The organism is Streptomyces sp. NPDC101160 (assembly GCF_044768205.1).
In the GTDB taxonomy this organism is placed as follows: domain Bacteria; phylum Actinomycetota; class Actinomycetes; order Streptomycetales; family Streptomycetaceae; genus Streptomyces.
Map to the genome: position 1 here is coordinate 91,239 of NZ_JBIWPJ010000001.1, position 21,570 is coordinate 112,808.

The following is a 21,570-nucleotide window of genomic DNA, read 5'->3' on the forward strand; positions in this document are numbered from 1 at the left end:
ACCCCGCCCGCCGATCCGTTCCTGTGACGAGGAACACTGCGGCCGCGCGGAAGTCGCGGGGAACCTTTCGCCGTCCCGGCGCCTCCCTCCACGGACCCCTGTCACCTATCGACGGAGAACGCACCATGCAGGAGCCACCGCCCGGCCTGGCCGAGCTGGTCCGGGCCGCCCAGGGCGGCGACCAACTCGCGGTCGGCCGGCTGCTGGACCTGATCACCCCGTACGTCCGCCGGCTCTGCGGCCCGATCGCCTTGGACGACGGCGCGGACGCGACCCAGGAGGCGCTCATCGCGGTCTTCCGCAAGCTGCGGCAGCTCAAGGATCCCGACGCGCTGTTCGGCTGGGTCCGGGCCATCGCCGTACGGGAGGCGGTGCGGTACGCCACCCGCTCGGCGCGCTCGCAGCCGGCCGAGCTCGGCGAACTCCCCGCCCCCGGCGACCCCCAACTGGCCGCGGACATCCGCGACGTGCTGTCCCGGCTCTCGCCGCAGCACCGCGCCGTACTGCTCCTGCGCGACGTGGAGGGGCTGGACGAACGGCAGACGGCGGCCCTGCTCGAGGTCGCGCCCGGGACGGTCAAGTCCCGGCTCTCCCGGGCCCGACTCAGCTTCCGAAAGGCGTGGCAGCAGTGACCGAGACCCCGATGCCGCAGTGGCCCGTCGCCGGCTTCGACCCGGTGCGCCGGCTGCACGTGATCGCCGCGAGCGCGCCCGGAGCGTTGCGGATCGGCGAGGCCGTCCTCGACGCGCCGTTCGAACGGGTCTGGTCGCTCGCCCAGGACCTCGAACGTACGATGCCGCTGTGGATCCCCGATGTCCGCACGGTCCGTCTCGACACCCCCGAGTCGGCCGGTGCTCCGCTCCGGGCCCGGATCCACGGCCACACCCGGCTCCGCGCGACCTTCGCCATCGACCTCGCACCCGGCTGGTGCCTGATGCAGAGCCGCCTCGTCCTCGGCGGCATGGCGGCCCGCCCGGAGACCGACCGTACGACCCGCTTCGCCTTCCTCGGCGGCCTGCGCTTCCCCGGCGCGCGCCTCCTCGCCCCCGCGCTGCGCCCGTTCACCGGGAACCCCGTCGCGCGGTTCGCCGCCCTCCTCGACGAGGAGTAGCCCGAAGCCGCTCCAGGTGCTGCTCGCTGGCAGGGGCGACGAGCAGCACCACGTCGGCAACCATGGCAGTAGGACACATTCGCGGCGCGAGCCATGCCGCCCGCGGCGGCGACGCGCGGCGCACGGTGGCGGACGCGAGGAGGAACGCCATGATCGTCGACTGCGCGCACTACCGCGACGGGCGCCGCCAGCAGCAGGGCCCCATGCCGCTCGAGCAGGCGGCCGCGTGCCGCGAAGAGGGTGGTTTCGTCTGGCTGGGGCTCTTCGAGCCCGGGGAGCCGGAGATGAGCGAGGTGCGCCGGAGTTTCGGGCTGCACGAGCTCGCCGTCGAGGACGCCCAGACGTTCCACCTGCGGCCGAAGGCCGAACGGTACGAGGACGGCACCGAGCTGATCGTCCTGCGTACGGCGCGTTACGACGACGACCGCGAGGAGATCGACACGGGAGAGATCAGCGTCTTCCTCGCCCAGAACTTCGTGATCACCGTGCGTCAGGGCATCGCCAGCGAGCTGCACGGCGCCCGCGCCCGGCTCGAAGGCCGCCCCGAGCTGCTGCGCGCCGGCAGCGCGTCCACGCTGTGGGCCATCCTCGACCAGGTCGTGGACAGCTACGCCCCCGTCGTGGCGGAACTCGACCGGGACATCGAACAGATCGAGGGCACGGTGTTCTCGGGCGAGGTCGCGCCCACCGAGCGGATCTATTTCCTGCGCCGCGAGGCCACGGACTTCTACCGCGCCGTGCACCCGCTCCTCTCCGTGCTCGCCCGCCAGCTGCAGCCCGGCAAGGCTCCGCCCGAGCTGCTGCCGTACCTCCACAACGTGCACGACCACCTGCTCCTGGTGAACGAGGAGGTGGCGGCGCAGCGTGACCTCCTCGCCACCGTCCTGGAGGCGAACATCGCGGTGGTCTCCGTCGAGCAGAACAAGATCAACCTCCGCCAGAGCGCGACGATGGAGCAGCTCACCATCCTCGCGACCGTGTTCCTGCCGCTGTCGTTCGTGGTCGGTTTCTTCGGCCAGAACTTCTCCTGGCTGATTGCCCACATCGACAGTCTCACGGCCTTCGTCGTGGTCACCGCCGTCGGACTGCTGCTCCCGTGCCTGGCCCTGTTCCTGTGGCTCCGCCGCCGGCGCCACGCCCGGCCGCCGGCCGGGAGCATCATCGGAAGTGGGGCGACGATCGACAAGGAGAGGCGATGAGCGATGAGGCTGGCTTTTCTCGAGAGCCTCTACGCGGAGCCGGGGCCGTACGTCTCCGTGTACATGAACACCTCGCGGGACGGCGACCACCCCGAGCGGGCGATCGCGCTGCGCTGGCGACGGCTGCGCGAGAGCCTGTCCCGGCAGGGCGCGGACGCGGCGCTGCTGAATAGGCTGGAGGCGGTGGTCGGCGCCGACGCGGAGGTGCCGGGCGTGCACGGGCAGGCCGTCTTCGCCGCCCACGGCACACTCGTCCTCGACGGGGAGCTGCCGAGCCCGCCCGAGCACGACTCCGCCCGCTACGGCACGCTGCCGGACGCGATGCCCCTGGTCGCCCAGCACGTGCCGGAGATCCCGTACCTGGCCGTGGTCGTCCACTACGGCGGCCTCCCGACCGCCGAGACCCACGGCTGGGTGACGCTGGAGGCGGAGGCCGGCAGCTGGCCCGCGTCCACCGTCACCCCGGGTGAGCGCCTGCTCCGCAGGGTTCCCGTGACGATCTGGCACCGCGCCTCCGCACGGCTCGGCCACCAGCTGGACGCCTGGGCGCGGCGGGCGCACGCCGACGCCGTCGTCGTGGGTGGGAACGAGTGGGCCTGCAACGTGCTGGTCCGCCGTCTGCCCCGCACCCTGCGGGACCGGGTCGTACGGGTCGGCGGCCCCACGCCGACCGACACCGGACGCGCCCTGCTGGAACCCCAGCTCGACCGGGTCTTCCGCGGCCACATGGCCGCGCACGACCGGGAGATCGTCGATCTGTTCGTCCACCGGCGTGCCGTCGACGGGCCCGTGGCGGAGGGGCTCGCCGCCACGGTCGCCGCCCTCCAGCGGGGGCAGGTCGCGGCGCTCCTGCTGAACCGGCCGCCCGGGTCCCCGCCCTCGGCCCGGCTCTGGGTGGGCTCCCGGCCGACCCAGCTCGCCCTGACCGAGGCGGAGCTCCTGTCCTTCGGCGTGCGCGCCCCGCGCGAGGAGCGCGCCGACGAGGCGCTCGTGCGGGCCCTCGTCGGCACGGGCGCCGAGCTCGTCGTCGTACCGGAGGCCGAGCTGCGGCTGTACGAGCAGGTCGGCGCGCTGCTGCGGTACGCCGACGGGGGTGGCCGCCACTCCACTCAGCGCTGATACGTGCCGACCAGGGCGCCGGACGCCAGTTCCCTGCCCTTCAGGGCGCGGTGCACGTCCTCGGCGCCGGGGTGGCCGTGCAGCGGAAGTGGCTCCGACAGGGCGTACAGGCGGAAGAAGTAGCGGTGCGGTCCGTGGCCCGGTGGGGGCATCGGGCCGCCCCAGCCCACCTGCCCGAAACCGTTGGGCCACGGCAGGCCGCCCTGGGGCTTCTGCCCCTCCACCACTCCGGTGGTCCCCGGGTCGATCCCGGTGACCAGCCAGTGCACGAACGTCGTCCCCGGCGCGTCCGGGTCCTCGCACAGGAGCACCAGCTCCGTGGCCTCGTGGGGCACCCCGGACCAGCTCAGGGGCGGTGAGACGTTCTCGCCCTCGCCGCTGTAGCGGCGCGGGATCACCGTGTGGTCGTCGAAGGCACTGCTGCTGATGTGAATTCCGCTCATGCGCGCCGCCATACCCGCGACGAGGTCGCCGCCACCGGTCTGCACCGCTATCCCCGCCGTTCGGCCGAACCGGTCGGGCGAGGCCGTACCGGGCGGCCCCGCTCGGATCCGGCCGCCGCGCGGGGCTTGGCGCGTCCTTACTGCCAGTCGTCCCAGGGCGGGTCGATCTCCTCCGGCTCCTCCGGGTCGAAGGGCGGCTCGTCGTCCGGCGGCTCCGGGTGGTCGCCCCGCTGCCCCGGGCGGACGTCCGGCGCCGTCGGCGCGGCGGGCCGGCCTCCGGCGAACGGCGCCAGGGCGGCGAGGACGCCCTCGCCGTACTTGGCGAGTTTGGCCTCGCCGACGCCGCCGACCGTGCCCAGCTCCGCCACCGTGCCGGGCAGCAGCGTCGCGATCTCGCGCAGCGTCGCGTCGTGGAAGACGACGTAGGCCGGGACTCCCTGCTCGCGGGCGGTCGCGGCCCGCCAGGCGCGGAGGGCCTCGAAGACCGGGACGGCCGTCGGGGTCAGGTCGACCGGCACCCGGGCGCCCTTCGCGGAGCGCGAGCCCGTACCCGAGCCCGAGTCCTTGCGGGACGGTGCGGCCGGCTTCTGCTCCTTGCGCATCGGGACGCCGCGGCGCCCCGCGAGCACCTCGCCGCTGGCCTCCGTGAGCACGAGCGTCCCGTAGTCGCCCTCGACCGCGAGCAGGCCCAGTGCGAGGAGCTGGCGCACGACGCCCCGCCACTCCGCCGTGCCCAGGTCCGCCCCGACGCCGAACACCGACAGACCGTCGTGCTGGAACTGGACGACCTTGGCCGTCTTCTTGCCCTGCAGGATGTCGATGATCTGGCCGGCGCCGAACTTCTGGCGCCGTTCCCTGGCGAGCCGCCACACGGTGGACAGCAGCTTCTGCGCCGCGACCGTACCGTCCCAGGACTCGGCGGGCGTCAGGCACGTGTCGCAGTTGCCGCACGGCTTGCCCGACTGGCCGAAGTACGCGAGGAGCCGTACGCGCCGGCACTCGACGGTCTCGCAGAGCGCGAGCATGGCGTCCAGGTGCGCGGCCAGGGAGCGGCGGTGCGTCTCGTCGCCCTCGGAGCCGTCGATGAGCTTGCGCTGCTGGACGACGTCCTGCAGGCCGTAAGCGAGCCAGGCGGTCGCCGGTTCGCCGTCACGCCCCGCTCGGCCGGTCTCCTGGTAGTAGCCCTCGACCGACTTCGGCAGGTCGAGATGGGCGACGAAGCGCACGTCCGGCTTGTCGATGCCCATGCCGAAGGCGATCGTGGCGACGACCACGACCCCGTCCTCCCGCAGGAAGCGCGCCTGGTTCGCCGCCCGCGTGGCGGCGTCCATGCCGGCGTGGTACGGCACGGCGTCGATGCCCTGCTCCACGAGGAAGGCCGCCGTCTTCTCCACCGAGGAGCGGGACAGGCAGTAGACGACTCCGGCGTCCCCGGCGTGCTCGGTCCTGATCAGCTCCAGGAGCTGCTTGAGCGGGTTGTTCTTGGGGACGATGCGGTACTGGATGTTCGGCCGGTCGAAGTCGGCCACGAAGTGCCGGGCGTCCTCCAGGCCCAGTCGCGCCGCGATCTCCGCGTGCGTGGCCTCGGTCGCCGTGGCGGTCAGCGCGATCCGCGGCACCTTCGGCCAGCGCTCGTGCAGCATCGAGAGGGTCAGGTAGTCGGGCCGGAAGTCGTGGCCCCACTGGGCCACACAGTGCGCCTCGTCGATCGCGAAGAGCGACACCTTGCCCCGGTCGAGCAGCTGCCGGCAGCCCTCGGTGCGCAGCCGCTCGGGAGCGAGGTAGAGCAGGTCGAGCTCGTCGGCGAGAAACGCCCGCTCGACGGCCTGCCGCTCGTACGGATCCTGCGTCGAGTTCAGGAATCCCGCTCGCACGCCGAGGGCGGTGAGCGCGTCCACCTGGTCCTGCATCAGCGCGATGAGTGGCGAGATCACGACGCCCGTGCCTTCTCTGACCAGCGCCGGGATCTGGTAGCAGAGCGATTTGCCTCCGCCGGTCGGCATCAGGACGAGCGCGTCGCCGCCCGCGACGACCTGCTCGATGATCGCCTCCTGGTCGCCCCGGAAGGAGTCGTAACCGAAGACACGGCGCAGCACGCCCACCGCGTCGGAGGTCGCGGGAGCCTCGGGGGTCTCGGAGGGCGGGTGGGGGAGGTCGGATGATGCGTCGGTGAGTGCCACACGAAAAGGCTAGTGGCCTGCACTGACATTCCGGACCACGGGCCGGCCGTCGCGGTCCCGTGACGGCCGGACGGCGACCGTCCGGCTTCGCGCCGGCGTATGTGCAAAGCCGGCGCCCGTCGCACGTAAAGAATCCGTACGCATGATCGACGATCTGGGCCGGGCCCCCGGGGGCGCCGGTAGCGTGGCGCAGCGGACAGCCTTTTCGATCAGGCACGGGGGTGTCGTGATGTCGTTCGACGAAGAGTGGGCCGCGGAGAAGGCGGCCGTGGCCATGCGGCTGAACCAGGCGGACAGCACGGGCGGTTCGTCGCCCGCGAAGGGGTCGGCCGACTACGTGATCGAGGACGACGATCTCGGCGAGATCGGGCACGCCGCGTACGGCCTCTTCAGCGGGCTGGAACCCGCCGGGAAGCACGCGAGCACGGCGAGCGAGAGCGCGGGCACGAGCCTGAAGGGCGACGGCTTCGACTCCGGTGCGGCCCTCAGCGAGGTGAACAAGACGTGGGAGACGCAGGTCAGGACACTGCTCCAGGCCTGCGCCCACATCTCCAACCACCTGAACTACACGAAGAAGTCGAACCGGGCTGAGGACGACCTGATCGCCGCGCAGCTGCGGATCGTCGGCCCGGTCGCGCCGGGCGCCGACGGCGCCGTGTCCGCTTCTCAGATCGACAAGTACTTCCGCTAAGGAGCCGAGCCACCCATGCCCACGTTCGAGCAGCTCCTGAACGCCAAGCTCGGCCCGATGGACACCGCCGCCACCCAGTGGACCGAGATGATCGCCAAGCTGACGCAGCTGCAGACCGAAGCGTCAGCCATGAAGACGAAGGCCGACAAGTCGACCTGGCGGGGTGAGAACGCCTCCGTGACGAAGGAGTTCGTCACCAAGACGGCCAAGGAGTTCGGCGACGCCGTCACCGAGGCCCAGTCCGTACGCGACCTCCTCCAGGACGCGCACACCCTGCTCAAGTCCGCGCAGGACGACCTCAAGGCCGCGTACGACAACCCGCCGCCGGGCATCACGATCTACCCGAACGGTGTACTGAGCCACCGCGTCCATCCCGACCGGCGGTCGGCCGACAGCACCGAACCCGTCGCCACCGAGGCCCAGTTCGACGCGCTGAGGGAGAAGCTCGAAGGCATCCTGAAGCGTGCGGCCGAGGCCGACGAACTGTGCGCCTGGGGCCTGCGCGCGCTCATCAAGAACCACCCCAACGATTTCGGCAGCACGAACATCGAGGGTGTCGCCGAGGCGAAGAAGCTGCGCGAGGAGGAGCAGCGGCAGACCGCCAACGGCCGCGAGGCGGCCAGACTGTACGGGCGCTGGGACTACCTCGACGACAAGGAGCGCGCGCGGCTGCTCACGCTCGTCGAGGGCGGCAAGGACTCGCCCGCGTTCGCCGCCGAGCTGATGACGAACCTCGACTACAACGGGCGCAAGGACCAGGAGGCGGTGCTGCTGCTGGCCGGCAGCCTGGAGCACGGCGGCCGCGACGGGCAGGTCTCCGCGACCGACGCCCGCCTCTACAAGGCCCTGTCCGGCACCCTCGCCACGGCCACCGGCCCGGACTCGGCGATCGGCTCCCCGGGTGGCGTCACCTCGGCCTGGACGGACCGGCTCGTCGCCATGGCCCGCGACGGCAACGGTCTGCCCGACCAGCACCCGGGACAGCTGAAGGGCGGCGCGGCCGGCCTGAACGCCCTCACCCGGCTGATGGCCGCGGACGCCGGCGACAACCCGTACGACCCGACGAACCCCAAGGACAGCCCGTTCCGCAAGGACAAGGGCGACCCGGTCTACAGCCAGGCGTTCCTGACGAAGGTCGGCGACTCCATCCGCGAGTGGGAGACGCACGACAAGCACGCCTACGACGGCGTCATGAAGAACTGGCAGGGCACGCAGGAGGACCCGATGAAGGGCCTCCTCAACGCGATGAGCCGCAACCCGTCCGCCGCCACCCACTACTTCGACCCGAACACCGGCGACAACCTGAAGTACTTCATGGAGGACCGGCACTGGCCGGGCGGCGACGTCCAGGACAAGATGCCCGAGGACCTGCAACGCACCTCCGCGCGTGCCGAGTTCGCGGCCGCCGTCGACGCCGCCGCCACGGGCCGCGAGCCGGGCAGCCCGCTGCACCCGGTGGGCACCCACCACGACGGTGCGCAGACCGCCATCCTCGACCGGGTGCTCGACGAGTACGCCGAGGCGACGAAGAAGAACCAGAGCGCCGTTCCCGTCCCGATGCGCATGGCCATGGGCGAGATGATCGGTGACTACGGCTCGGACGTGCACCAGATCCTCGGCAAGAACATGGACGGGCCCACCGACTTCAACCACCTCGACATCGACCGCGGTGCCCTGACCCGGATCATCCGGTCCACCGCCGAGGACCCCCAGGCCTTCGGCGTCATCCACGCCTCGCAGACCGCCGTCATCGCCGACGGCCTGGACCGCTTCCCGGCGGACTCCTTCCGCAAGGAGGACCCGGAGCTGCGGGCCTGGATCAAGCAGTCCTCGTCCGTCCTCGGCCACCTCGACGGCGTGCGCGGCGACGTGATCTACGACCTCGGCCAGGCGCAGAAGGACGCCAACGGCTGGAACAAGATGATGAACTACCACGTCATCGGCACGCCCCTGACGGCCATCCCCGTGGCGGGCGACGCCATCCAGCGCTCGGTCGACGTCGCGACGGCCGAGTACATGAACGGCCTGAACGCCAAGGTCGACGCCGAGACCCGCAACAACATGATCAACCACTACGACAACGGCGAGCGCGAGATGTACGCCATGCTGCGTCAGATGGCGAAGGAGCGCGGCCTCGCCACGGCGGAGCTGGACGCGAGCCCCGGCGAGTACGAGGACGGTCTGCAGCCGACGGCCCAGCAGTGGTACCAGAACGGGATCAAGGACGCCGACATGAAGATGGGCGAGCGCTACTGATGGACAGGAAGTACCTCGTGCTGCCCGCCGTCCTGGTGGTCGCGGCGGCCGTCGTGGCCGCCGTCCAGCTGTGGCCCGGCAAACTGGAGGACCTGCGGGCGCAGAACCTGTGCCTGGGCATGCTCACCGAGCAGACCGCGGGCGGGCTCGACGACCGCAGGGGCGGCGAGCTGACGGTGGACGAGCACGAGCCGGAGGCGGCGAAGGGAGACCCGGTGTTCTCCACCATCTGCTTCGTCGGACGCAAGGCGGCCAAGGACACGGCCTACCGCACCCAGTACACCCTCGACGTCCGGGCCACCGACGTCCTCGACGCGCCGGCGGCGGGCGCCGTCCCGCCGGGCAGCGGCCGCTCCGGCTGGGTGGGGCCCCGCCAGAGCGAGGTCCAGCTGCCCGCCGGCTGCGCCCAGAAGATGCGGACGGACGCCCCGTACGTGACGGTCGTCCTGAAGGTCGCCCCGGGCGTCGTCGTGGCGCGGAACTGGAACGACGAATCCCTGACCGAGGCGTCCCGCAAGATCGTCCTGGAGGCGGTGGACAACCTGTCGCGGCAGTACGGCTGCGAGGCGTAGGACCGGCGCCGGCGCGCGTCCCGCTCGGCGCCTGTCGCAGCAGTACGGCTGCGAGGCGTAGGACCGGCGCCGGCGCGCGTCCCGCTCGGCGGGGCGGCCGGCGGCCCCTTACTTGCGGCCGACGCCCGCGTACATCGCGACGTCCGGCGCCGGCGTCTCCGGCCGCCACGCGGAGCAGGACACCACGCCGGGCTCGAGCAGCTCCAGGCCGTCGAAGTAGCGGGCGATCGCCTCGGGGGTCCGCTGGGTGAGCTTCGGCGTGCCGTGCTCGTTCCAGAACGCCACCGCCGCGTCGACGTCCGGCATGTCGGGGTGCGTGACCGTGTGGGACAGGACGAGATGGCTGCCTGGGGCGAGCGCGTCCAGGAGCCGGCGGACGACGGCGTACGACTCCTCGTCGTCCTCCACGAAGATGACGACCCCGAGCAGCATCAGCGCCACCGGCTGCGAGAAGTCGAGCGTCTTCGCCGCGGCGGCCAGGATCGTGTCGACGTCCCGCAGATCGGCGTCCAGGTAGTCGGTGCGGCCCTCGGGCGTCCCGACCAGCAGGGCACGGGCGTGCGCGAGGACGAGCGGGTCGTTGTCCACGTACACGACACGCGCGTCGGGGGCGACGCGCTGGGCGACCTCGTGCGTGTTGTCGGCGCTCGGCAGCCCCGTCCCGATGTCCAGGAACTGCCGGATGCCCTCCTGCTCCGCCAGGTACCGCACCGCGCGCCCCAGGAACAGCCGGTCGGCCTTCGCGTATTCCCCGATCCCGGGATGCAGCTCCCGGATCCGGTCGCCGGCCTCCCGGTCGACGGGGTAGTTGTCCTTGCCGCCGGTCCAGTAGTTCCAGATCCGGGCGGTGTGCGGCCGGGAGGTGTCGATGCGCGATTCGATGTCGGTCACGGCTTCAACGTATCGCAGGGGCCGACAACTCCCTTGGTGAGAGGGCGCTTTGACATCTGCCGTTCACCGCCGCCACTGCGTCGGGGCTCGCACCTGCGGCTGCTGGGGCCGGCGTGAAGGCTGCCGGCCGCCCGGCCCACGCCACGAAGCCGCGAGGCCCTACACCGTCGGAAGCAGGCGGTCGGCCAGGAAGGCCAGGATCTCGTCCCGGGCCCGGACGGTGGGATGGCCGGCCTCGTCGACGAGATGGGCGGTGACGACGCTGTGCGGCGTGCCGACCAGCTCGGCGAAGAACGGCGGTGGCTCGGGGTTCGCCGCGCTGTCCGGGAGGACACGGCCGTCGAAGGCGTCGCCGAGCAGCGCGCGGTACGCGGCGAAGCGGTGGCCCGTGCACCAGCGGTCGCCCTCGAAGCGGTAGGAGAGGACGGTCAGTCCGTCGCGGGCCACCCGCTCCCGGATCGCCCGCGCGTCCGCCTCGTCGAGTTCGAGCCCGCCGGGGTCGTCGAGCGGCAGGGAGGGATGGTTGACGACGGGTGCGATCACGGCCGGATCCAGGGCCATGGTGAGGGCGAAGTTGCCGGTGAAGCACAGTCCGATCGCGCCCACGCCCGGGCCGCCGCACTCGGCGTGTGCCCGGCGCGCCAGACCGCGCAGCCAGGCCGCGACCGGACTCGTCCCACCCCCGGCGAACGCCCGGAACTCCGCACTGACGCACGCCCGCCGGACCACCTCCCCACCGCCCTCGACCGTGGGGAACGCGCCGTCGGTCCCGAAGAGGGAGGGCACGTGGACGGTGAAGCCCGCGTCCCGCACCCAGCGCGCGAGGCGCAGCACGTCGGGACTGATGCCGGGCATCTCGGGCAGGACGACGACGGCGGGCCCGGAACCGGCCGTGTGGACCGTCTTCACCACGCCGTCCACCTCGGTGAGCCGGTGGGTGAAGTCGTCGATCGGATCGTCGGCGGAAGGAGTCATGGGCACAGCGTCGCCCGTCGAGCGAGGGTCCGGTGAGGGGCGAGATCGCCAGGTTCACGGGTAATCTCGCCATCATGAGCGCACTGCGGATCGGTGTCCTGGCGTATCCGGGCTGCTTCGGATCCGAAGTCTTCGGCGTGCCGGACCTGTTGACGATGGCCGCACACGTCGCGGGGCCCGACGGGCCCGGGTATCAGGTGGCGATCGTCTCGCCGCGCCGCCGGGTCACCGCCTCCGGCGGCGCGCGGCTGGACGTCGGCCCGCTGCGTGAGGTCGACGTCCTCGTCGTACCGGGCTTCGAGCTGCTGCCGGACGCCGACCTCGACGCCCGGCTCGGCGCACTCGGCCCCGAGATCGCCGCGATCCGCGCGCACTTCGCCGCGGGCACCGCCGTCGTCTCGCTCTGCGTCGGCGCCTTCCTGCTCGGCGACGCCGGGCTGCTCGACGGGCGCCGCGCCACGACCTCCTGGCTCCACGCGGACGCCCTGGCCCGCCGCCGCCCGGCCACCGACGTCCGCCCCGGAGAACTCGTCGTCACCGACACGGGGGTGACGACGACGGCCGCCTTCAGCGCCATGTACGACTTCGCCCTGGACCTGATCCGCCGGCACGGCGGGCCCCGTGTGGCCCGTACGACCGCCCGGCTCGCCCTCGTCGACGACGCGCGCACCTCCCAGACGCCGTACGTCGACGCCCGGCTCCTCCCGCAGCCCGGGCGCGCCTTCTCCGAGCGGGTGATGCGCCACCTCGACCAGCACCTCGCCGCCCGCTACGACCTCGCTTCTCTCGCCGCCGCCTTCGGCGTCAGCACCCGGACCCTGCTGCGCCGCTTCTCGGCCGAGACCGGCCGCACCCCGCTCGCCCACCTCCAGTCCTCGCGCGTCCGCCGCGCCCGCCATCTGCTGGAGACCACCGACCGCACGGTCGCTGCCATCGCCACGTGCGTCGGCTACCGCGATCCGGGCACCTTCACGACGCTCTTCAGCCGGCACACGGGCCACTCTCCGAGCACGTACCGCGCGGTCTTCCGCCGTAGCGGGAGCGCCGACGCGGGCGCCGACACGGCCGCGGACACGGCCGCGGACGCTGGTACTGGCACTGGCACTGGCACTGGCGCCGCAGACTTCCGCGGTACGGAGGGCCCGTGAGCCCTCCAGTCGCGCCGCGCTCCGTACGCCCGTCCCCGCGCCGCCCCACGGACGCCGGCATGGTGGCCGTGGTCCGGGCACCCGGACGCGACCACCGGCAAAGGCGGCAACCCGCTCTCCGGTGGAGGGAGCCGGCCCTCACCCCGCTTGTCGCTCCAGCCGTTCGACCTCACGGCGGGCCCGCTCGGCCAGTCGGCGCGCCCGCTCCAGGGCACGCTCCGCGGCCTTCGCCTCCGCGCCGGCCTTCGCCGCGGCCGCGTCCTGGTCGAGTTCGGCCTGTCGTGCCTCCTGCAGCTCGTGCTCCAGACGGCGAACCTGCTCGGCCACTTCTTTCGCCTTCGCCGCCGCGGCGCGCTGTGCCTGGTGCGCCTCGCCGAGCTCCCGCTCGTGCCGGACGACGTCGGCGTCGGCCTCCGCCACCGCCGTACGAGCCCGTTCGAGATCGCGCAGCCGCTGTTCCTCCGCGCGGCTCGGCTTCTCCTTCGGCTTCGGTGTCGGCTGTGTGGCCGGCGTCGCCGCGTGGGCCGGCTTCTGCTTCGACATCGGCTGCTCGATCAGCGCCGCGGCGCGGGCAGGCCGCTCCTTCGGCGTCGACTGCTCGACCGGGGCCGCCACGCGGACGGGCGCAACCTCCGGGGCGACGGCGGCGAAGTCGACCGCGGCCTCCGGCACCTTGGCCAGCCGGCCCTTCGCCCACAGCTCGGCGACGTCCGCGTGGGCGAGCACTCCCTGAAGGGTCTGCTCGACCTCGCTCAGCACCGTGTCACTCACCGGCTGCCCGGCCTCGCCGGCCAAGGCCGCGGCCGTACGGGCGAGCGTGGCGACGAGCTGATGCCGCTGCCTGCTCGCCGTCCGCAGCTGTTCGGCGTCGAGCATCCGATGCGCCTCCCGCAGTGTTTCCCCCAGCACCAGGAACTGCCGCACTTCCTCAGGCCGCCGACAGGCGAGCAGGTTGGCGACCCACGCCGCGAGGGCGGGCCGGCGCAGCGCGGCGATCGCCTTGGCGGCCGCTGGGTCCTTCGCCTTGCGAGCCTCGGCGACGTACGCGTCCCGCGCCGCGACGAAGTCGCCGGGCTTCAGCCCGTACAGCTCCGCCTCGACCTTGTCGACATCCACGGTTCCACTGTGCGCGGCACAAGCCGCCCGGGCAGGGCCGCGCGGGACCCCGCTCCGCCGGATGCCCGGCCTGATCACCCACTCGGCCCGCCTGGCGCCCTTTCCCCAAGCCACCCGGACCGGCACGGCGTACGGTCCCATTCGGCTTCCGCCAGGAGCGAGCATGGCGACCGACCCGACCCAGCCGACCCTCCCGCAGGGCCCGATGACCTCTCCGCGATCGCGGTGACCGCCGCCGCCCCGATCCCCTCGGGCGAGGTCCTCGGCATCAACCAGCAGCCGGCCGACACCTCGCTCGCGGCCCAGGGCACCTGGATCCTCTGCTGCCGCGCCGCCCCGGACAAGGAAGGTGTGTCGATGGTTGGGTGACGTCATGGACGACTTCGCTATAGATGAGAACCTGGTGCGCTCTCTTGTACGTGAGCAGCATCCGGACCTCGCGGGACTTGACCTGCGTGAGGTGGCCGGCGGTTGGGACAGCCGACTGTGGCGTCTCGGGGACGGGTTGGCGGTCCGCATGCCTCGTTCTGAGCGTGCGCCGTCCCTCCTGCGCAAGGAGTACCGGTGGCTTCCCGCCCTGGCCCCGCGCCTGCCCCTCCCGGTCCCGACCCCGATCCGGATCGGTGAACCGTCCGCACGCTTCCCGCAGCCCTGGACCATCGCCACGTGGGTCCCCGGTGAGCCTGCGGATCGCGCCCCCATCAGCCACGACAGCGCTGCCGACACCTTGGCGGGCTTCCTCAAGGCGCTCCATGTGACGGCGCCGGCAGACGCGCCGGTCAGTCGTGATCGCGGCGTTCCCCTCGCAACGCTCTCGGACGGTTTCGACGAGGGGCTCGCGGAAGTCGAGGTCGCCTTCGGAGGCGCCACCGCTGAACTCCGGAAGGTCCGCGCCATCTGGGACGAGGCCGTCGCGGCTCCCGGTTGGGCGGGCCCGCCCGTATGGCTGCACGGCGACCTTCACCCGGCGAACGTCGTCGTCTCCGATGGCACGCTCTCGGGCGTGGTCGACTTCGGTGACATGTGCGCCGGCGACCCGGCGGTCGATCTCGCGGCTGCCTGGGTTCTCCTCCCGGCGGGAGCGGCTGCGCGGTTCTTCGACGCGTACGCGGACGCGGACCAGGCGACGATCCGGCGCGCACGGGGGTTGGCTGCCGCGAAGAGCCTCGCCCTCATCCTCATCGGCCGAGCCGGGGAACGGGGCCTGCCAGGCGGCAAACCCACATGGGGACCCGCGGGCCGTGCCGCGCTTGACCGGGTGCTGGCATCGATCTAGGACGCCGGCAGACCTCTCGTGTTGCTCGGCGGCCGACCTGGCCGGTCCAGAATCCGGTCCAGAATGCCGTGGTGACCGAAGACGGACGGAGACGCCCGGACCTCCGTTTCATACGCGTGTCTCACGCCTCTCGCCGCGTCGCCGGGCCCGCTCACGTAGGCCCGGCCGTCTTCCCCGCACAGCCCAGGCCCGAGCCGTGAGCGCGATCGACCCGTCCGGCCTGACGGGCACGGTCCGCCTGAGCGCGTCGCGCAGGCGGTCCCGCGCAGCCGGAGCGAGACCGGCGACGTAACCGGGGGCGGGGCCCTGGCCGGCCAGGAACGGCTCCCAGAGGTCCTCGAAGACGGCGAAGACAGTGGGCACCTCGATCGGGGCGACCGCAACATCGGTCAGCCCCGCCTCCGCCCACGCCGCACGCAGCGGTTCGGGACGGCATACGGGAAATCGGCGGCCCTCGTCCAGCGCGGCCGCCGAAGGATCCACGACGGCCGCCGCATCCCAGAAGCAGCGCAGAAACTCCATGCCCGCGGAGTAGTCCCACACATACGCGGCGACGAGCCCGCCGTGCCTCACCACCCGGGCCGCCTCGGTCACGGCCGCGACGGGTTCAGGGAGGAAGTTGAGCGCCAGCCCGCTCACCGCCGCGTCACACGCTTCGTCGCGCAGTGGCAGCGACAGCGCGTCGGCCACCGCGAAGCGGGCCGGCGCGGGGGCGGCCGCCCTGGCCGAGGCCACGAACCCGGCGGACCGGTCGAGTCCGACCACCGTCACGGGTCGGCACCGGACAGCCACCGTGCTGGTCAGCGCACCTGTACCGCACCCCACGTCCAGCCACCGCAGACCGTCGTCGGCGCTGAGCCACGCCACGAACTCCTCCGCGACCAGGCGGCTCCACCGCCCCATGTACCGCTCGTAGGCGTCACCGGCTACCCACGCGCCGAACCGCTGTTCCGTCATCCCGCCACGATCTCCCACGGGGTGCCGGTGGGGCTCGCAGGCTCGCGGGCCGTACGCCACCCGCCGGCGGTCCTCCCCGCAGCTGACGCCGGGGCACCCGTCCTGGAACTACGAGCAGGGTGGAGGAACGTCGAAGGGTACGGCTGGAAGTTGGACCTGAGTTGACGCGGTCGTCGCCGACGTCGGGCGCGGCGGCCCGACATGCACGCCTCCACCGCGCGCCGTACCGTCGCGTTGACACCCCCGATGGGTGCTTCTGTAGGCGGCCCCGCGTAATTCGCACGGCGCGGGGCTGTCCTCGCGGTCGGCCCGTCCGCTTCGGCCAGGGTCCGTCTCCTGGACGCCGTGCACACCCGGCGCTCGACCGTACCGTAGTGCCGGGTGATTCCCGGCTCCTCACGACGGCCCCGCCAGCCGACGGCGCGGCCTGTGGAAGGCGCTGCGGCCACGAGTGGCTGGGGCCGCCCGATGTCGCGATGATGGGCACAACGGCCGACGCTTGGCCGTGGCGGCAACGCCGTCCACCACACCACGCGACCTTCCGTGGGATCGCGCTGGTGCGAGGACCCTGTGCGCCCTGCACTGCCGCAGCCGAGGAGGCGCTGTGAAGGACTACCCCCCGATCGCGGACCACGGCATCGTCGGCGACCTGCAGACGGCGGCGCTGATCGCCGCCGACGGCACCGTGGACTGGTGGTGCACACCCCGGTTCGATGCCCCCGCCGTGTTCGCCTCGCTGCTCGACAGCGACCGCGGAGGCCATTGCCGTCTCGCGGCCGATGTCGGCGACGACGCGACCGTCCGCCAGCTCTACCTCCCCGACACCGCGATCCTCATCACTCGTTTCATGGCACCGAGCGGTGTCGGCGAAGTCGTCGACTTCATGCCGCCCGATCCGTCGACGACGCCGTCGGCACGACACCGGCTGTTCCGGGCCGTGCGGGTGGTGCGCGGCAGCTTGCCCTTCGAGCTCATCTGCCGGCCCCGTTTCGACTACGGCCGCGCACCGCACGACCTCACGCGCCTGGACGACGGGTCGATGCTGTTCCGCGGTCCCGGCACGGACCTGCACCTGCAGGTCACCGCGCCGATCACCCTGCACCCGGACGGCACCGACGTCTCCGCCCGTTTCACCCTGCAGGCGGGGGAACGGGCCGCGGTCGTCCTCACCAGCGAAACCGGTACGGCGGGCGCTCTCAGTGGCCGTCCCGGCGGTGCCACACCCTCCATCGAGGCGGTCCTCGACGCTTTCGAGGCGTGCAGCGCGTTCTGGCTCAACTGGCTCCGGGCCTCCCGCTACCGCGGCCGCTGGCACGAGATGGTCACCCGATCCGCCATCACGCTCAAGCTCCTTACCTACGCCCCCACCGGCGCCCCGATCGCCGCAGCGACCATGGGGCTGCCCGAACAGGTCGGCGGGGAACGCAACTGGGACTACCGTTACACCTGGGTCCGCGACGCCTCCCTGTCGGTCCGGTCTCTGATCGACCTCGGCTTCACCACGGAGGCGAACGCCTTCCGCCAGTGGCTGCGCGACCGCCTGGACGCCGGCGGCACCGCCTCCGGCGAGCCGCTGCAGATCATGTACCGCGTGGACGGGGAACCACACCTGACGGAGGAAGTCCTGGACCATCTGGAGGGCTACCGCCGATCCGCCCCGGTACGGGCCGGAAACGCGGCCGCCGACCAGATTCAGCTCGACATCTACGGTGAGGCCGCCTACGCCCTCGCACAGGCCGAGGACATCGGCGGCCTGAGCGGCTGGCGCGACTTCACCCGCCTCATCGACTGGCTGGTAGAGAACTGGGACCGCCCGGACGAGGGCATCTGGGAGACCCGCGGAGGCCGCCAGAACTTCACCTACAGCCGCCTGATGACCTGGGTCGCCTTCGACCGCGCCGTCAAACTGGCCACCGCCCACTCCCGCCCCGGCGACGTCACCCGCTGGCTCGGCGCACGCGACGCCGTCCTGCAGCAGATCGTCGAACACGGCTGGAGCGAAGAACGGCGGGCGTTCGTCCAGCACTACGACACCGACGTCCTCGACGCCTCCCTGCTCCTGATGCCCAAGGTCGGCTTCCTCACCCCCACCGACCCCGACTGGCTGACCACCCTCGACGCGATGGACGAAGAACTCGTCAGCGACAGCCTCGTCTACCGCTACGACCCCGCGGCCTCCCCCGACGGCCTGCGCGGCTCCGAGGGCACCTTCAACCTGTGCAGCTTCCTGTATGTGGAGGCGCTCGCCCGGGCCGGACGCCTCAGCCAGGCCCGCTATGCCTTCTCCAAGATGCTCACCTACGCCAACCACGTGGGCCTGTTCGCTGAAGAGATCGGCCCTTCCGGTGAGCAGCTGGGCAACTTCCCGCAAGCCTTCACCCATTTGGCCCTGATCGACGCTGCCATCGCCCTGGACGAGGAGCTCGACCGCGCCGAGGGCATGACCGGCTGACGGTGCACCGGCGTGGGTTACCGCCGTGGCGCCGTCCTGGCTGCGGCGGCGGGCGGTCGGCCGGTGCGCGGCAGCAGGGCCGCGGCGACCAACCCGCCCACGCCGGCGACCGCGAGCGCCGCCATCGCCGCCGCGTACGCGCCCTTGCTGAGTCCTGCCACCAGGATCGTGCCCGCCACGGCCGTGCCGAGCGAGGAGCCGAGGTTGGAGACGCTGCGGGACAGGCCGGAGATCTCGCCCTGCTGTGTTTCGGGGAAGCACGACTGGACCACGTTCACCGACGGGGTGAGCATCACCCCCAGGCCCAGGCCGATCAGCAACAGGCCGGGGGCGAACGCCCAGGCGCCGGGCTTCCAGGCGACCAGCGCCAACAACGCGGCGATGCCCGCGATCGTCACGACGAAGCCCGCCATGATGAGGGTTCGCTGGGCACGGCGCCGGGCCAGCTTCTCGGCGGCCAGCGAGGAAGCGAGGATGCCCAGGGTCGCGGCGGTGAAGATGACGCCGGTCTCGATCGCGTCGTAGCCGCGGACGACCTGCAGGTAGGCGGCGACGGTGAACGAGACGCCCATCAGCATCAGCCACTGCGTGTTCTGGGTGACCAGGCCCAGGTTGGAGGTGCGGTTACGGAACAGATCCGTCGACAGCAGCGCCTCCCGGCCGTTGCGCTCGCGGCCGCGCACCCAGCCGAAGAAGCCGGCCAGTACCAGCGCACCGGCCAGCAACAGGCTCAGAGCCAGCCAGCCGTTGTTGTCGACGGCCAGGATGCCCGTCACCAGCAACACCAGACCCGCCGCCGACAGCACCGCCCCGACCGTGTCGAAAGGCCGGGCAGGGTCGGGCGGCAGCGGATCGGCGAGCTTGCGGCTGAGCACCACGATGACCACGATGACAAGCGCCTGGAACACGAACGCGGCCCGCCAGCTGATGGCGCTCGTGATCAGGCCGCCGATCAGCGGACCGGCGGCCGCCCCGATCCCGCCCATCGCCATGATCGCGCCGAACGCGCGCGCCCGGGACGCCGTGTCGGTGAACAGCAGGGTGGTCAGGATGTAGACCGGCGGAATCAGCAGCGCCGTGCCCACGCCCTCCAGGATCGAGTTCCCGATGATCAGCACGCCCAGCCCCGGCGCGGCCGCACTGAGCACCGCCCCCACCCCGTAGATCACGAGACCCGCCAGCAGGCAGCGCTTGCGTCCCCATTTGTCGGTCAGCTTCCCGCCCGGGATCATCAGCGCTGCCATCACCAGCAGGAAGAGCGTGATCGCGACCTGCACACCCTGCACCGTGGTGTCCAGGTCCTCGCTGATGTCATTGATCATCACGTTCATGTTCGATCCGGCGAAGCTGCAGATGAACTGCGCCAATGCCAGCGGAGCAAGCACCCGCCGTGCCTCCGCCCCTGCCATGCCGCCACCTGCCCATCCACCACGTCCGGTGTACCGAGAAATGCTGTCCACAGCAGCGCGGCGCTGACGAAGAGCGACCGCCGCCACGACCGTCGCACGGCCAGCCTCCCCTCGGCCCGAAGGCGCGCAGAAGCTCTCCGGAGGCCCGGCCTCGGAACGGCGCGAGCGGCTGTTGAGGAACAACCCTCGTCAGGGCTGCGACAACCGCTTCGGCGGCTTGCGGTCGGTCACTCCACAGGCCAGGTGTGGACCGGGGCGTTGAGGTGCATGAAGTCGATGTACTGGGCGGTCATCCGGCGCAGGGCGGCGGGCCGGTCGAGGTGGGCGATGTCGTGGAGGTGGTGGAACATCTCCGACTGCCACACGGCTCCGTTGCGGGCGGAGACGCAGCGCTGCTCGATGATGCCGAGCAGCGGTTCGCGCCAGCTCGTGTTCAGGCCCAGGGTCTCCAGGCCCCGGTGGGCGAGCGGGAGGAGGCGGCGCAGGACCAGTTCGGTCGCGGGCACCTGGCCCGTGCCGGGCCAGAAGAGTTCGGCGTCGATGCCGCGTCGTGCCGCCGTGTGCAGGTTGTCCTCGGCGGCCGCGAAGGACATCCGGCTCCACACCGGCCGGTCCTCGTCGACCAGGGCGCGGACGAGACCGTAGTAGAAGGCGCCGTTCGACATCACGTCGGCCACCGTGGGTCCGGCGGGCAGCACGCGGTTCTCGACGCGGAGGTGCGGGACGCCGTCGACGACCGCGTAGACGGGACGGTTCCAGCGGTAGACGGTGCCGTTGTGCAGGGTGAGCTCGGCCAGGTGGGGGATCTCGCCGCGGTCGAGGGTCTTCTCGGGGTCCTCGTCGTCGCAGAGCGGCAGGAGCGCCGGGAAGTAGCGGGTGTTCTCCTCGAAGAGGTCGAAGACGCTGGTGATCCAGCGTTCGCCGAACCACACCCGGGGCCGAACTCCCTGGGCCTTGATCTCGTCGGGCCGGGTGTCCGTGGTCTGTTCGAACAGCGGGATGCGGGTCTCGCTCCACAGTTCCTTGCCGAAGAGGAAGGGCGAGTTCGCGGCGAGCGCGACCTGGACGCCGGCGATGGCCTGGGCGGCGTTCCAGTGGGCGGCGAACTCCTCGGGCACGACCTGGAGGTGGAACTGGGTGCTGGTGCAGGCCGCTTCGGGCGTGATGGTGTCCGCGTAGGTCCGCAGCCGTTCCACCCCGTCGATCTCGATGAGGAGGTCCTCGCCGCGTGCGGCGAAGATCTGGTCGTTGAGGAGGTGGTAGCGCGGGTTCTCGGACAGCGCGGCGCGGTTCGCGTCCCCGCGCTCCAGGGTCGGGAGGGTCCCGATCATGACCAGGTGCGCGCCGATGGCGGCGGCCTTGGCCTCGGCGTGGTTCAGGGCGTTGCGGATCTCCTCCTCCCAGGTGTCGGGGCCGCCCGCGGTGAGACGGCGGGGCGGGATGTTGATCTCCAGGTTGAACCGGCCCAGCTCGCTCGACCAGGCGGGGTCGGCGATGACCTCGAGGACCTCCGTGCTGCGCATGGCGGGTCTGGAGGTCTCGTCGACGAGGTTCAGCTCGATCTCGAGGCCGACCCGCGGCCGCTCGACGTCGAAGCGGGCCTCGCGCAGCATGCGGGCGAGGACATCGAGGGAGGCGTGCGTCCTGTCGCGGAAGCGGCGACGGTCGTCACGCGTGAACGTCAGAGCCGGGACGTCACGTCCCATCGGATCCTCCCGGGGCTCGGCGGCACGGATCCTTCCTCCTTACCTTCAGCGTGCCACCGGCGGGCTCGC

The 21,570-nt window shown here is 72.0% G+C and carries 19 protein-coding genes; 11 read left to right on the top strand and 8 right to left on the bottom strand.

Going from position 1 to position 21,570, the window contains the following annotated elements; genetic code table 11:
• The first annotated feature begins 125 nt into the window (after positions 1-125).
• The 4 genes from ACIRSU_RS00510 (at position 126) to ACIRSU_RS00525 (ending at position 3,429) form a co-directional block, all read left to right on the top strand.
• Positions 126-632, top strand: coding sequence for an RNA polymerase sigma factor (locus tag ACIRSU_RS00510; protein WP_403787515.1), 507 nt, complete (start codon positions 126-128; stop codon positions 630-632).
• Positions 629-1,111 carry a hypothetical protein gene (locus ACIRSU_RS00515; RefSeq protein ID WP_403787518.1) on the top strand — a complete coding sequence of 161 codons (483 nt, stop codon included), beginning with the start codon at positions 629-631 and terminating at the stop codon, positions 1,109-1,111. The genes ACIRSU_RS00510 and ACIRSU_RS00515 overlap by 4 nt, the downstream gene beginning before the upstream one ends.
• Before the next feature lie 62 nt (positions 1,112-1,173).
• Positions 1,174-2,310, top strand: coding sequence for a CorA family divalent cation transporter (locus tag ACIRSU_RS00520; protein WP_403787521.1), 1,137 nt, complete (start codon positions 1,174-1,176; stop codon positions 2,308-2,310).
• A 3-nt stretch (positions 2,311-2,313) separates the two neighbouring features.
• Entirely contained in the window at positions 2,314-3,429 is a 1,116-nt protein-coding gene (locus tag ACIRSU_RS00525) for a hypothetical protein (RefSeq protein ID WP_403787524.1), read from the top strand.
• Here ACIRSU_RS00525 and ACIRSU_RS00530 read toward each other — a convergent pair.
• Entirely contained in the window at positions 3,420-3,872 is a 453-nt protein-coding gene (locus ACIRSU_RS00530; RefSeq protein ID WP_403787527.1) for a YbhB/YbcL family Raf kinase inhibitor-like protein, read from the bottom strand. The genes ACIRSU_RS00525 and ACIRSU_RS00530 overlap by 10 nt on opposite strands.
• Before the next feature lie 137 nt (positions 3,873-4,009).
• On the bottom strand, positions 4,010-6,052 hold the full coding sequence (gene recQ, locus ACIRSU_RS00535) for a DNA helicase RecQ (RefSeq protein ID WP_403787530.1): 2,043 nt from the start codon (positions 6,050-6,052) through the stop codon (positions 4,010-4,012).
• A 229-nt stretch (positions 6,053-6,281) separates the two neighbouring features.
• Between recQ and ACIRSU_RS00540 the strand changes: the two genes are divergently transcribed.
• Genes ACIRSU_RS00540 through ACIRSU_RS00550 form a run of 3 tightly spaced genes read left to right on the top strand, consistent with a single transcriptional unit; the run spans position 6,282 to position 9,571 of the window.
• Entirely contained in the window at positions 6,282-6,743 is a 462-nt protein-coding gene (locus ACIRSU_RS00540; RefSeq protein WP_403787533.1) for a hypothetical protein, read from the top strand.
• Positions 6,744-6,758: 15 nt separating this feature from the next.
• A complete protein-coding gene (locus ACIRSU_RS00545; protein ID WP_403787536.1) occupies positions 6,759-8,999 on the top strand; it encodes a DUF6571 family protein in 2,241 nt (746 codons plus the stop codon).
• Positions 8,999-9,571, top strand: a complete 573-nt coding sequence (locus ACIRSU_RS00550) for a hypothetical protein (RefSeq protein WP_403787539.1) — start codon at positions 8,999-9,001, stop codon at positions 9,569-9,571. Before ACIRSU_RS00545 ends, ACIRSU_RS00550 begins: the two co-directional genes overlap by 1 nt.
• Positions 9,572-9,679: 108 nt before the next feature.
• Here ACIRSU_RS00550 and ACIRSU_RS00555 read toward each other — a convergent pair whose 3' ends face one another.
• Together ACIRSU_RS00555 and ACIRSU_RS00560 are read right to left on the bottom strand one after the other, a co-directional pair.
• Positions 9,680-10,462: an SAM-dependent methyltransferase gene (locus tag ACIRSU_RS00555; protein ID WP_403787542.1), complete on the bottom strand. Its 783-nt coding sequence runs from the start codon at positions 10,460-10,462 to the stop codon at positions 9,680-9,682.
• A 159-nt stretch (positions 10,463-10,621) separates the two neighbouring features.
• Complete coding sequence (locus tag ACIRSU_RS00560; protein ID WP_403787548.1) at positions 10,622-11,437, bottom strand: dienelactone hydrolase family protein; 816 nt, start codon at positions 11,435-11,437, stop codon at positions 10,622-10,624.
• Positions 11,438-11,511: 74 nt separating this feature from the next.
• Here ACIRSU_RS00560 and ACIRSU_RS00565 point away from each other — a divergent pair, with 74 nt between their 5' ends.
• Positions 11,512-12,585 carry a GlxA family transcriptional regulator gene (locus ACIRSU_RS00565; RefSeq protein WP_403787551.1) on the top strand — a complete coding sequence of 358 codons (1,074 nt, stop codon included), beginning with the start codon at positions 11,512-11,514 and terminating at the stop codon, positions 12,583-12,585.
• A gap of 138 nt (positions 12,586-12,723) precedes the next feature.
• Here ACIRSU_RS00565 and ACIRSU_RS00570 read toward each other — a convergent pair whose 3' ends face one another.
• Positions 12,724-13,701 carry a hypothetical protein gene (locus ACIRSU_RS00570; RefSeq protein WP_403787554.1) on the bottom strand — a complete coding sequence of 326 codons (978 nt, stop codon included), beginning with the start codon at positions 13,699-13,701 and terminating at the stop codon, positions 12,724-12,726.
• A gap of 225 nt (positions 13,702-13,926) precedes the next feature.
• On the opposite strand from ACIRSU_RS00570, the gene ACIRSU_RS00575 reads away from it, so the two are divergent.
• Both ACIRSU_RS00575 and ACIRSU_RS00580 read left to right on the top strand, forming a co-directional pair.
• Complete coding sequence (locus ACIRSU_RS00575; protein WP_403787557.1) at positions 13,927-14,070, top strand: hypothetical protein; 144 nt, start codon at positions 13,927-13,929, stop codon at positions 14,068-14,070.
• A gap of 4 nt (positions 14,071-14,074) precedes the next feature.
• Positions 14,075-14,977 carry an aminoglycoside phosphotransferase family protein gene (locus ACIRSU_RS00580; protein ID WP_403787560.1) on the top strand — a complete coding sequence of 301 codons (903 nt, stop codon included), beginning with the start codon at positions 14,075-14,077 and terminating at the stop codon, positions 14,975-14,977.
• A gap of 108 nt (positions 14,978-15,085) precedes the next feature.
• Here the strand turns inward: ACIRSU_RS00580 and ACIRSU_RS00585 are convergent, their stop codons facing one another.
• Entirely contained in the window at positions 15,086-15,934 is an 849-nt protein-coding gene (locus ACIRSU_RS00585) for a class I SAM-dependent methyltransferase (RefSeq protein WP_403787563.1), read from the bottom strand.
• 604 nt (positions 15,935-16,538) lie between these two features.
• Between ACIRSU_RS00585 and ACIRSU_RS00590 the strand changes: the two genes are divergently transcribed.
• Positions 16,539-18,386 carry a glycoside hydrolase family 15 protein gene (locus tag ACIRSU_RS00590; RefSeq protein WP_403787566.1) on the top strand — a complete coding sequence of 616 codons (1,848 nt, stop codon included), beginning with the start codon at positions 16,539-16,541 and terminating at the stop codon, positions 18,384-18,386.
• A 17-nt stretch (positions 18,387-18,403) separates the two neighbouring features.
• On the opposite strand, the gene ACIRSU_RS00595 is transcribed toward ACIRSU_RS00590, so the two are convergent.
• Both ACIRSU_RS00595 and ACIRSU_RS00600 read right to left on the bottom strand, forming a co-directional pair.
• Positions 18,404-19,795: an MFS transporter gene (locus ACIRSU_RS00595; protein WP_403787569.1), complete on the bottom strand. Its 1,392-nt coding sequence runs from the start codon at positions 19,793-19,795 to the stop codon at positions 18,404-18,406.
• 227 nt (positions 19,796-20,022) lie between these two features.
• Positions 20,023-21,501 (bottom strand): glutamate-cysteine ligase family protein, encoded by a 1,479-nt coding sequence (locus tag ACIRSU_RS00600; RefSeq protein ID WP_403787572.1) that lies wholly within the window; start codon positions 21,499-21,501, stop codon positions 20,023-20,025.
• Positions 21,502-21,570 lie beyond the last annotated feature (69 nt).